The 12,607-nt window shown below is 34.4% G+C and carries 6 protein-coding genes; 1 reads left to right on the top strand and 5 read right to left on the bottom strand.

The window, feature by feature from the left end:
- Positions 1-32: 32 nt before the first annotated feature.
- Positions 33-746, top strand: a complete 714-nt coding sequence (locus tag GWR14_RS17750) for a LytR/AlgR family response regulator transcription factor (protein WP_163410423.1) — start codon at positions 33-35, stop codon at positions 744-746.
- 333 nt (positions 747-1,079) lie between these two features.
- On the opposite strand, the gene nagB is transcribed toward GWR14_RS17750, so the two are convergent.
- The 5 genes from nagB to GWR14_RS17775 all read right to left on the bottom strand — a co-directional run bounded on the left by nagB (position 1,080) and on the right by GWR14_RS17775 (position 12,601).
- Positions 1,080-2,993: a glucosamine-6-phosphate deaminase gene (gene nagB, locus GWR14_RS17755; protein ID WP_163410424.1), complete on the bottom strand. Its 1,914-nt coding sequence runs from the start codon at positions 2,991-2,993 to the stop codon at positions 1,080-1,082.
- A gap of 130 nt (positions 2,994-3,123) precedes the next feature.
- Positions 3,124-5,220 carry an alpha-L-fucosidase gene (locus GWR14_RS17760; RefSeq protein WP_163410425.1) on the bottom strand — a complete coding sequence of 699 codons (2,097 nt, stop codon included), beginning with the start codon at positions 5,218-5,220 and terminating at the stop codon, positions 3,124-3,126.
- A 269-nt stretch (positions 5,221-5,489) separates the two neighbouring features.
- Positions 5,490-7,721 (bottom strand): DUF6055 domain-containing protein, encoded by a 2,232-nt coding sequence (locus GWR14_RS17765; RefSeq protein WP_163410426.1) that lies wholly within the window; start codon positions 7,719-7,721, stop codon positions 5,490-5,492.
- Positions 7,722-7,999: 278 nt separating this feature from the next.
- A complete protein-coding gene (locus tag GWR14_RS17770) occupies positions 8,000-10,807 on the bottom strand; it encodes a M16 family metallopeptidase (RefSeq protein ID WP_163410427.1) in 2,808 nt (935 codons plus the stop codon).
- Positions 10,808-11,206: 399 nt separating this feature from the next.
- Positions 11,207-12,601 (bottom strand): TlpA family protein disulfide reductase, encoded by a 1,395-nt coding sequence (locus tag GWR14_RS17775; protein WP_163410428.1) that lies wholly within the window; start codon positions 12,599-12,601, stop codon positions 11,207-11,209.
- Positions 12,602-12,607: the final 6 nt, after the last annotated feature.

The raw sequence follows: 12,607 nt of genomic DNA on the forward strand, positions 1-12,607 counted from the left end.
AGTATTTCGCTCAAATAACTAAGATTATAGAAATGAAAATAAATTGTTTGATTATAGACGATGAGCCATTGGCAATTAATATTATTAAAAATTACTTAGAGCCACTTGAAAATTTTGAGGTAACAAATACTTTCAGTAATCCGATTGAAGGCCTGAATTTTATAAAAAACAACAATGTTGATGTCATTTTTCTGGACATAAACATGCCGGTTCTGGATGGAATTAATTTTATAAAAAGCCTTGAGAATCCTCCTTTAATTGTAATCACAAGTGCCTATAGCCAGTTTGCAATAGAAACTTATGAACTGGACGTTTTAGATTATTTAGTGAAACCAATTGAGTTTCCGAGATTAATGAAAACGTTAAATAAGATAAGTAAAAGGATTGAGAAAAAAGATAATGTAACTCTGGACAGCAATCCGGATAGCCCTTTTATATTCGTTAAAATTGATAAAAAGAGAATGAAGAAGATTTTCTTCAACGAAATTCTGGTTATCGAAAGTCTTAAAGATTATCTAAAAATAAACACTTTGACAGGCAAATACATAATTCACAGCACCTTGTCTGATTTTACAGATTTGTTACCCGAAAAAAACTTCCTGAGAATACACCGTTCCTATACGATTGCAATTGATAAAATCGATGCCGTTGAAGGAAACAGTATCGAGATTGAAGGACTGAGATATGTTATTGGAAGATCATACATCGATCATGTGAAACAGCGCATTTTGAATTCTTCGATTTAAATACAGTGAAAAGTTAGATGTAAAAAGTTAGAATGTTAGAAGTCTGACTTTGTGAAACCTTTGTCAAAGTTTGAAACTTTGACAAAGGTTTTTTGCTTTTAGCCGAAGTACAGTTTCTCATTTCTTGTACCTCGAAATGACAAAAATGGTGAATAACTTTGCGCCCTTCGACTTTGCTCAGGGTGACAAAGCCAGAAAAAAACTTCTAACATCTAACTTTTTACATCTAACTTTTATAAAAACAAAAAAAATGCAGCTAAAATGCTGCATTTTTAACGTTGGTAACTAACCAAAATAAACCACATGAATAGTCTATTTTATTTTAAGATTATCTTAGAAAAAATATCTCTTGAAAGCTTCAATTGCAGAGTAATCTGCTAAACCTAAAGCGTGATATTTTTCTGCAGTTAATCTGTTTCTGTCTTCTGCTCTGATCCAGAATTCACGGCTGTCATCGCCCTGGAACATTACACCGTCTTTTTGAGACTGGTGGAAGAAAATCGCGTGACGCTTTTTAAGCACCTGGTCCGGACTCATTGGAACTGCCATTTCAATTTGGTAAGGTTCCCATTCGTGCCAAGCTCCTCTGTAAAGCCAAACCCAGCAATCATCCATGAAACTTTTGTGTTTTAATCTCTTCAAAGCTTCGAATAAACTGTCCAGACAAACTTTGTGTGTTCCGTGCGGATCTGCTAAATCTCCGGCTGCATAAATCTGGTGTGGTTTGATTCTTTCGATGATATCACACATAATCTGGATATCTGCTTCGCCAAGATTGTTTTTCTTAACCGTTCCTGTTTCATAAAATGGCAGATCCAGAAAATTTACATTAGAATCCGGTACACTTAAATATCTGGTTGCTCCTAAAGATTCGCTTCTTCTGATTAAACCTTTCAGTTTTCTTACTTCGAGCAAATCAATGTCATTACTCTTTTTATTTTTTAAGAAGTTAATAATTGTATCAGCTTCTGCAGAATCAGGATTTAACGCTTTTGTAATTTCAGCAAATTTTAAAGCTTCCTCATTTGAAACGGCAATATTTCCTGAAGTCTGGTACGCAATATGTACATCATGTCCCTGCTCTACCAATCTGTCAAAAGTTCCTCCCATCGAGATAACGTCGTCATCCGGATGCGGACTAAAGATGATAATTCTCTTTTTCTCCGGAGTTGCACGTTCCGGTCTGTACGTATCATCTGCGTTTGGTTTTCCACCCGGCCATCCTGTAATAGTTTGCTGCATTTTGTTGAACATTTTAATATTCAAATCGTATGCAGTTCCTTCTTCAGACAACACACTTGACATTCCGTTATCATTATAATCTTTATCTGTCAGTTTCAGAAAAGGCTTTTTAGTCAATTCACTTAACCAAACTACTGCTTTCAGTTTCAATTCTTCCGTCCAGATTACTGATTTTACTAACCATGGTGTTTTTACTCTCGTTAATTCTGATGAAGCTTCCGTATCCAAAACAAATGTTGTGTTGCTATGCTGCTGCAAATACGTAGCCGGAACGCGAGATGAAATTTCACCTTCGATTGTTTTCTTTATAATAGATGCTTTGCTGATTCCCCATCCAAGAAGTACAATTCTTTTGGCATTTTTTACGGTACCAATTCCCATTGTAATCGCTTTTTTAGGTACATTGTCAATTCCTAAAAACGATGATGCCGCATCTACTCTGGTTAAGTGATCAAGTGTAATACTTCTGGTTCCTGAATTAACGTGGGATCCCGGTTCGTTAAACCCAATATGTCCTGTTCTTCCAATTCCCAAAAGCTGAAAATCTAATCCACCGTATGATTTAATCTTCATCTCATAATCAATACAATATTGCTGAAGATCTTCATTACTGATGTTTCCGTCAGGAATATTAATATTTTGAGGTAAAATGTTAACATGATTAAAAAGATGCTCATGCATAAAGTACCAGTAACTTTGAATATTATTTTTATCCATCGGATAATACTCATCTAAGTTAAAAGTTACCACGTTTGCAAAACTTAACCTCTCTTCTTTATGAAGCCTTACTAACTCTTCATATACTTTTATTGGTGATGATCCGGTCGCTAATCCTAAAACGCAAGGTTCGTTTAACTCTTCTTTTCTCTGAATTATATTAGCTATCTCTTGTGCTACCAATACAGAAGCTTCCTGAGATGAATCGAAAATTACATTATGAATCTTCTCAAAACGAGTTTCTTCAAATTTTCCTGCCTCTTTGAAATTTATACTTTCTTTAATCATTTCCCTGTTGTTCTAATTAATTTAGCATAAAATTAAGAATTACTCAATCTAACAAATCAAAAATTCGACAAATAACCTGTTAGCTTCGTTAGAAAACATAGTTTGAAACTTTAAACAAATTAAAGATCAATTACTGTTCAATAATATTTATTTCTGCAATAGAAACAGTCGATCCCTTTCCTACTGTCGATGTAGCAACGAAACGAATATATCGGGCTTTTGCTTTCTTAAATGTCTTAATCTGCTCAATCGGATTGTGTTTTATATTCGAAAATTCACCCTGAGACTGCAACGTCCATTTTACATTATCAGTACTGGAATAAAACTCATAGTTCGAAATCAAATTGAGATTGTTTCCAACCTGTTGTGGCAGATAAGTAAAACCTTTTAGACTTAAAACAGTCCCCATATCGATTTTGATTTCCTGAGGCAGCTTATTTTGGTCATTGCCAAAGCTCCAGTCTGTATCTGGGTTTCCGTCGATAATCCGATCTGCCGATTTTAAATCTCCGCTTGAAGCGGTAAGTATTTTCCAATTTTCTTTTGAAGCTCCATATTTTGCCGTTTTTACAGCACTGCTTATATTTTCTGCAACATCAATAGCAACTGCTTTTATGGTAACCGCTTTGTTGTATTTAAATACTCCTTTATATAAAGTACTTTTTTTCGTTGGATTTTTTCCGTCAAGCGAATAATAAACAGGATTTCCATCTTCAGATTTTATGGTTACCTCACCATTTTTATCACGATGAATTTCCGGCATACGTACATAAGTCGGCGCGTTATAAGCCTGAATATTTGAAATAACGATATTAGCTTTTGAATCGGTTATATTAATTCTTAATGCTGATGCTTTAACCCTCTCGATTCTGAGAATTCTTTTGTAACCAATAGTTGTTTCGTTTGCAACCGTTTTCCAGTTTCCATCAACTTTAGCTTCAACATTAAAAGCTTTTACACGTTGGCCAAGCGTTATATATTCCTGAAGCAAAACCCGGTTGATAGCTGTAGGTTTTTCAAATTGAAAAGTTATAGAAGCTGTTTTTACATTATCATCTGTTGCCCAGTAGGTGTTTTTATCTCCGTCTGTTACATTTTTTGCTGCAAATTCAGTACTGTTTCCTCTTACGTTATCAGCAGAAGCTTTGGTTCCTTTTAATAGCTCGGTTTTAAAATCGGCTTTTATAGTTGCAACCAATTCTTTTAATCTTGCTTCGTCATTTTCATGAACCAAACCTCTTCTGTCGACCGGAAGATTCAATAATAAAGTCGCATTTCGTCCAATTGATTCATAATAAATATCGACCATTTCATCTAGCGAACGCACTTTATCGTCTTCAACCGAATGATAAAACCATCCCGGTCTGATGGAAACATCGGCTTCGCCCGGAACCCATTTTTCGCCGTCTTCATGTCCCGACATAAATTCGGTATAATGAACTTTGCCTGCCAATTCATCTTTCTGACGTAAAAGTGACCAGTTGGTTTTTCCGGCACGACCTTCTTCATTTCCAATCCATCTGGCTTCTGAAGGGCCAACTCCCCAAACCAGCGTTTTAGGTGCCAGCTGGTAAATCAATTTATAGGTTTCGTCCCAATTGTAATATTCAAGCGTATTGATTTTTCGGGTTTCATTGGCGCCGCCATAATAACCATCTCCTCCATTAGCACCATCAAACCACATTTCAAATACATCTCCATAATTGGTCAATAATTCTTTTAACTGATTTCTGAAATAGGTTATATATTCAGGTTTGCCATATTCAGCATGGTTTCTGTCCCATGGAGAAAGATACAATCCTAACTTTAAATTATACTCTTTGCATGCTTCCGCCAATTCTTTTACTACATCTCCTTTTCCATTTTTCCATGGAGAATTTTTCACGGAGCGTTCTGTGTAGGCAGACGGCCACAAACAAAAACCATCATGATGTTTGGCTACCAAAATGATTCCTTTCATTCCGGCTGCCTTCACAATACGTGCCCATTGTCGAACATCTAAATTGGCTGGATTGAATAATTGCGGAGACTCATCGCCATAACCCCATTCTTTATTGGTAAAAGTATTTAGCGAAAAATGCACAAAAGCATAAAATTCCATTTCCTGCCAGTCAATTTGTTTTTGTGTCGGAAGCGGACCAAAAGACTCCAGCGGATTTACCAATACCTGACTTTTGACTGAAGGAATTAGAACAATAAAACATAATACAAGAAAAAGCTTTTTCATCATCACTGAAATTAATATTTGGTTAAACCATTCATTAAAATATAAATTTAAGCAAATACAGAAACCATAATATATAATTTCGACCAACAACTATTATAAAACAGTATTGGGGAAATTTCAAAATAAAAAATAAGAGAACCTGTCTAATTAGCAGATTATTAAAGTAACTATAAATGAATGTTTTCTAAAGTAAAAATAGCCTGCAAAAAAGTATTCTGCAGGCTATTCAAAATTGAGAGTGTCCCTTTTTGATTATAATTTACGCTTTTCTATTGTTTTATAAATGATTTATTGACAATTGTATTTCCTGTTTGAATTCGTAATAGATAAACACCATTACTCAAATGGCTGCAATTAAACGGAATTTCAATTCTGCCTACTTCATAGGTCTGATTGGTAATAACATTTAATTGATGTCCATTCATATCAAACAATGAAATTGTGACCTTTTGTTTTTCGGTTTGCAGAAAGGTTATATTGATATTTCCTGATGCCGGATTAGGATAAATACTCAAATCCTCTTCAGACTCAAGAGCTGTCGTCCTGGCTGTAAGTGAAGTTACCGTACATGTTGGCGTTGTACTAAAAGCCATTTGTGAAGCCGAAAAATTTGTAAATGCTGCATTTATATCAACATTGGAAGTATCACTGGCTCCTTTGCCATCGCAATCTGTCCTCCCATTTCTCCAGTAAGGAAATTGCAGATAAACTCCCGGAGTAGAACAACTGCCTATTTCTGCATCGCCACCTACTACGACTGAACTTCCAAAATTTCCGGCAAACAGCATCGCATTTCCTTTGATATTGGCTGTATTTGAAACCGATCCTCCTTCCATCCAGGCGTTACCTTCAACAATAGCACTATTGGATAACGTTGCATTGTAAACACAAGCATTTCCCCTTACAATTACATTCCCGTTTATTGTTCCCCCATCAACCATTGCATAATCTTCTATACGGGCATTACCTGAAATAGTACCAGCTCTGACCACTGCGTAAGGACCAACATAAACTGTTGATGCAACATTCGCATTGTTAGACACCCATCCTCCTCCATTTGTGTGTAAATGTCCGTTGGTTTTAAGAAAACTTCTAAAATTAGCCGAAGGCTGAAATCCTTCTGGAGTTGCATTTGCAATTTTAAGTTCATAAGGGTACCTTCTCTGTTTAGGATATCCGACATCCATATTGTAATTGACATGAACTTTCGGTGCTGAGAAAACGACAAGAAAAATATTTGATTCAGTGGACGTATTAAGTGCAAAAGAAGCTTCGCCGTCAGTTTTGTACATTGGACTGTAACGAGATATAGTACCATCTGCCTTTGTAGTAACAAAACCATATCTCCAGCCTGCCTGGGTTGGATTAACCTCTGCATGTCCTTTAAATTTAATTGTCACTTTCTTTTGAGTTCCACTGCATGTCGGGTATAATGGAATCACATTCATTCCATAATCCTGAGGAGCCCAGTCATTATTGGTATAATACTGATCTGTTGTACCTGTAACTTTAGTCAACAGCGTATATTGCCTGCTGGTATAACGCGGCATATAGGTTTTTATGCTATTGTAAACGCTTCTGATTGTCTTTCCAAAATTACTGGTAGTATTTATTTGGGAATTCCATTGAATAGGATAGTCGAATGCAGGCTGTCGTTGGGCATACCCCCATAGATAATCATCTAGCTGATCTTGTGTAAAACCTTTTAATCTCTTAATTGTTTGAAGCGGATGTTCTTCATTGATCGATTCTGCCCACATTCTTCTTGTAAAATCAAATCCTTCCTTTTCCTGAACATAATACATCAAATGAAAGTTTGTATAATGATGCCGATTAGAAGACCACATAAAATGTTTTGTCTGTATCCATCTGGTTAAAGTACCATCGATTTCTGCCCATTGCGGATAAGCCTGAGCCCTCATAAAATTGGCATGTCCTTCAAAAAACGGACCGCCCCAATCGTATCCTGCAAATGCAGTTCCATTACCCGGATTTTCCTGAATTCGCATCATCATCTGCAGTGTATGAGCAAATTCATGAGACAATGCCCCACCATCCCTTGTAGCTTCAGGATGAACAAACATGGCTCCAATTGTATTACTAAATGAACTTGCCTGAGCAAACGCCTGTAACCGTGGATCTGTAGAATTCCAGGTATTCATCATCATAATAATGATCTTATACTTTCCGAAGTTTGTCGTTGGAGCATTATTGACAAAATGTAAATCGGTTATATAACGTTTAAAACTGGTTTCAAGCGTATCCGCTACAGATTTTGGGGTAAACCTTAATGCGGCATCAGAATAAGCAGCCGGATTAGTACCCACCTTATCTCCCCAATAGACTACAAAGTTCGTAGACTCATATTTTCTGGAGCTGGACACTTTATTGTAAAACTCATTGTTCGGATCACTCCATTCTGTGGGAGTAAAAAGCGTTTTCTGAGCAGTTGCAAAATGACTACACAGAAATACGAAAACTAATAGTAACAGTTTTTTCATAATTATTATTTTAATAGGTTAAGAAATAGTATTGTTCTGTAAATATAAAGCATCAAATTATAGTCTTTATAAGACAATATTACCACTAATTAATACTATTTTACCTATTTTAAAAACAATATAAAACTGTTACACAGGTAGTTATCAAACTACAATATATATTCAAAACCGAATATACTCTATGAACATAATATCTTAAGAAAAAACTTCCCATTAAAATTCTTGATGAATTGTAATGGGAAGTTAACGCTAAAACTGAATTCAAAGAATAAGCTTTTTTACACTTTAAGTTTAGGTTTAAATACTATTTCATAAGATTTACCTCCTTTAAGAATTTCTGCCGCTATAAGCTGAATATCTTTTTTAGTCATTTTATTTACTATATCCTCAAAATTTTTAGGATCATTTATATCCTCACCATATCTGTAATATTTAGTAATAAGCTGCATATCATAGGAGTTTTTATCTTTGGACTGTTCTTTTTCTTTTAAAAGATTCGTTCTTATTTTGTTTAAATCTTCATCATTGATATTTCCTTTTGTAATTTTTTCAAATTCATCATTGACAATAGCAACCAATTTGTCAGCCATATCAGGATTACAGTCAAAACTAAAAGAAACATAAGCTCTGGATTTAGGTTCTCTCGAAAAACCTGCAGAAGCACTTGGACTGTATGCTCCGCCTTCGGCCTCTCGTACAGTTGCAGTAATACGTAACTGAAGAATTTTCCCTAAAACACTACTGTAAATTGTATTTTTGATACTATAAGGCATCTCTTTTCTGTATACCATATTGACAACAGCTTTAGGATCTTTCATTTCTATAAAAATATCCTTATCAATTCTTCCTGAAAGCCATTCGGATTCCTTATCAAGATACTTTTCCTTTCTGTTTTCAGTTTTAATACCTGCAATATATTTTTCAAGAAGAGGCTTCAACTGGGCTTCCTCCACATCTCCTGCTATAAAAAAGTCAAAGTCTGAAATAGCCGCAAATCTTTCTTTATAAATTTGTTTTATTTTTTCAAATGATACAGCATCAGCATATTCCTGATTAAAAATAGCTTCTCTTGGATTATTTTTTCCATAAAGAGCCAATGTTAAGCTGTCTCCCATTTTTTCACTTACGTCTTTACTTCTTCTTGCAATGTAATTGTTTATATTACTCTGCATTACTTTAAATGATTCTGCATCAAAACGAGGTTTTACAAAATAAAGATGAATCAGCTGCAGCATCGTTTCAACATCTTTGGTATTGGAACGTCCAGAAACAGATTCATTGATATCACTTAGCCCTAAAGAAACTGACGCTGTTTTGCCTGCCAATACTTTTTTCAGTTCTGTAGCATTAAATTCTCCAAGACCTGACATCTGAACTAAATTAGAAACAAAACCTGCAGAAGGTAAATCAGCATCTTTTAACAGTGATATTCCCCCATCGCTGATTGCATTTAGGCTAACCTGATTTTTCTCTTTATTAACAAACCTATAATGTACTTTAACACCGTTACTCAAATAAAAAGTAGAAGCTCCTGTTTTCTTATCAGTCTTTACAGAAGTAATAGTACCTGGTTTAATTTCGATACCAGACATCAGTGTTTTTCCTGCAAGCTCTTCTTTATACGGTTCAATTGAACTGCTGTTTTCTAATGATGTTATAATTTGATTTGCCTGGTCTTCAGATAAATTTTGCTGTCCTTCTACTCCAGTAACAATTAAAAATCTGTTTTCCTTAGTGTAAAATCCTTTTATAACAGCATGAAGCTCTTCATTAGTAATTCCGGCTAATACTTCTTTTGCAATAACATATTCTTTATCAATATCAGTAATCACAGCATTTGTCAGGAAATTTTCCTGTATCTGATTTTCAATACTTGCATGACTTTTTTGATTTTTTGCCGCAATTTGGTTTTCATAAGACGTCCTGATGTTTTCTTTGGCTCTTTCAATTTCAGATGCTGTATAACCAAATTTCACTGCCCGGATTATTTCTGTTAAAACCTGACTGAAGGCTTCTTGCTGTTGATTTGGTTTAGGAGTAATAACAGTATTAAATACTTTTTTTGTTCTTGACAAAGGTGAATCTAATACGCGTGCACTAAGAAATGAAACTGTAGGTTTCTGTGCTAATTCTGATATTCTTTCTGACAATATGCTCAAAGCTATAGATTCTAAAAGCCCTCGTTTTAAATCTCCTGTTGTTTCTTCTTTCAATACATTATGACGAATCCCTAAACTTATTGAAGCTGAAGAAATTTCAGGATCGGTTCCAAGTACATATTGCATTTTTTCGTTGTAGGGAATATCCACAACAAATCGCTGTTTAGCATTTTTAACCGCCTGAATACCTGAAAATTTTTCCTGAATCTTTTTTTCAACTTCTTTGACATCAATATCCCCTATGATAGCGATAGCCTGTAAATCTGTCCTATACCAGTCATGATAAAAATCACGAAGTACCTTGTAATCAAAATTTTCAACAACAGACATTAATCCTATTGGCATCCTCTGAGCATACTTAGAATTGTTATAACTAACTGGTACTGATTTTTCAAAAAGTCTCATTTTTCCGTTTTGCCTGGTACGCCATTCTTCTTTTATCACCCCTCTTTCGGCATCAATTTCTTCGTTGGTCAGCAATAATTTATTCGACCAATCTCTTAAAACGGTTAAACAAATGTCTACCAGACCGTCCTTTGTTGGAATATTATTCATATTATAAACCGTTTCATCAAAAGAAGTGTAGGCATTGATATCTTTTCCAAAAACAGCTCCGTTTTTTTGAAGCGTATTTAAAATACCTTTCCCCGGGAAACTCTCCGTACCGTTAAAAGCCATGTGTTCTAAAAAATGGGCAAGTCCCTGTTGGTCATCATTCTCCAGAATAGAACCAACATTCTGAATAATATAATAACTCGCAGCACCTTTAACTACATCGGTTTTTTTTATATAATAAGTCATCCCGTTGCCAAGAACCCCTTTTATAATACTTTTATCAGTAGGCAGTGATTCGTTTAAACTGTTTTCCTGAGCCTTAACCGTCAAAGAAGACACGCAGACTAACAGAGATAATATAATTTGTTTCATTTTTTATTGATACAATTTGATTGATTACTTTCTTTTTCTTCTGGTTATAAGAGGCTGTTTAAAATTACTTTTAATATTTTTTTAAAGGGCTGTATAAACAACCCTTTACCATCATTTACTGTTGCTTACTAATTCAAAATAATAAATAATGAAAATTTTAAAGCTTGCTTCTTTTCAAAAAAACCAAACTCAAAAATATGATAAAAGCTCAGCCTTTCTGCTGAGATATATTCTAAAGGCGAATCATGACTTAACTGAATTTTTCCGTACAAATTAAAAACTCAGCACAGCAGGAAAATAATTTCTTATTTGGATTTTAATTTATAGGTACAGCAGCTTTATCAGCTTAATCTTTGTATTGATTAAGCCGATAACTGAAGTCTGCCAATTTCTTTAGTATTAAATATTCAGCCCGTTAAGCAAATCTCTTAGTTTTGCTTCCGAAGGTCTTGGTGCGTTTGATGAGATTATATTTCCCTGAGGATCGATCAAAATAAAGCGCGGGATGCCTTTAATAAAATAATCCTGAATAAACTTAGAATTCCAGGCATCATCAGCTATAACCTGAATACCTCCCATCTTTTTTTCGGCTATCATTTTTTTCCATTTTTCTATATCAGCTCGTTTGTCTATAGAAATACTTAAAAATTGAATATTCTTTCCTCTATATTCTTCTTCAATTTTACCAAGATGTGGAATTTCTACTTTACAAGGACCACACCAGGTTGCCCAGACGTCTATATAAATATACTTCCCTTTCAAATCATCTAAAGAAACCTTGCCTCCGCTATAACTATCGTAACCAACAAATTTTGGTGACACATTTCCTTTAGTAAGAGGGAGAAGTTTTTGATAAATCTCGCTTATAGCTTTATTGTTGGTCTGATCTGTTGATGAATTGATGAAGATTTTGTAATACTCCTGAACATCGCTGGTATATGCAATTGCATTTCTTGCATGGTCGTAAAGAAGTATATTTTTTATATCCTGATTTTTTGAACTTGAAACCGCTGTGATATAAGAAAGATAATAATTATCGTGTTTGTCTCTTTCTGCAATTTCTTTACCCAATTTTCTGTAGTGCCCCAATACAATATTCTTGTAAGCGTTTGAGTAATAAAAATCTTCTGAATTATCGTAATCAAATGTTTTTAAATCAGGCATAAAATCTGCTGATATTTTAAAATCAGGGTTTTTCTCATAATGAGCAGGATCACTTTCATATTTAATCATCTCAAGAATATACTCATAATTAATATTTCTTTTTTCTTTATTTTTAAAATTCTCCGAAATATTTACCTGACTAAGAAGCAGAGAATCTTTCGACGCTTTTGCTTTGGTCATCATACGCTTAAAATCTGTTTCACTAAGTGCATAACGAATTTTCATATCCTCTGTAACTCCCCAATTCTTACTTGCTTTTTTCTGAATATAAGAATTGACCGGTCCTCCCTGACCTGAAAATTTTAAACTTTTTTTAAAATCTTTGGCATCAAATGAAGTATTTAAATTTGATCCGGGCTCCAGAAATAATTTAGCAGAAAAATCTTCATGCTGCAAAGTGTAAAAACCTTCTTTTAGTTTTAATGTCTCTGTAAATTTACCTTCTGGTGAAAGTTTTATTTCTGAAACAAGCTGGTTCTGAAAATCATATATTTTGATTTGATCCTCAATCTTATTATTAATCACACCCGAAAAAACAATAAAGTCGTTCTTCTTTTGGGCAATACCCAAAAGAGAACTTAACATTAAAGTTAAAACAAGTAATGTTTTTATTTTATATAATATTTTCATTTATGT

The sequence above is a fragment of the Flavobacterium ajazii genome, from assembly GCF_010614725.1.
GTDB classification, from domain to species: Bacteria; Bacteroidota; Bacteroidia; order Flavobacteriales; family Flavobacteriaceae; genus Flavobacterium; species Flavobacterium ajazii.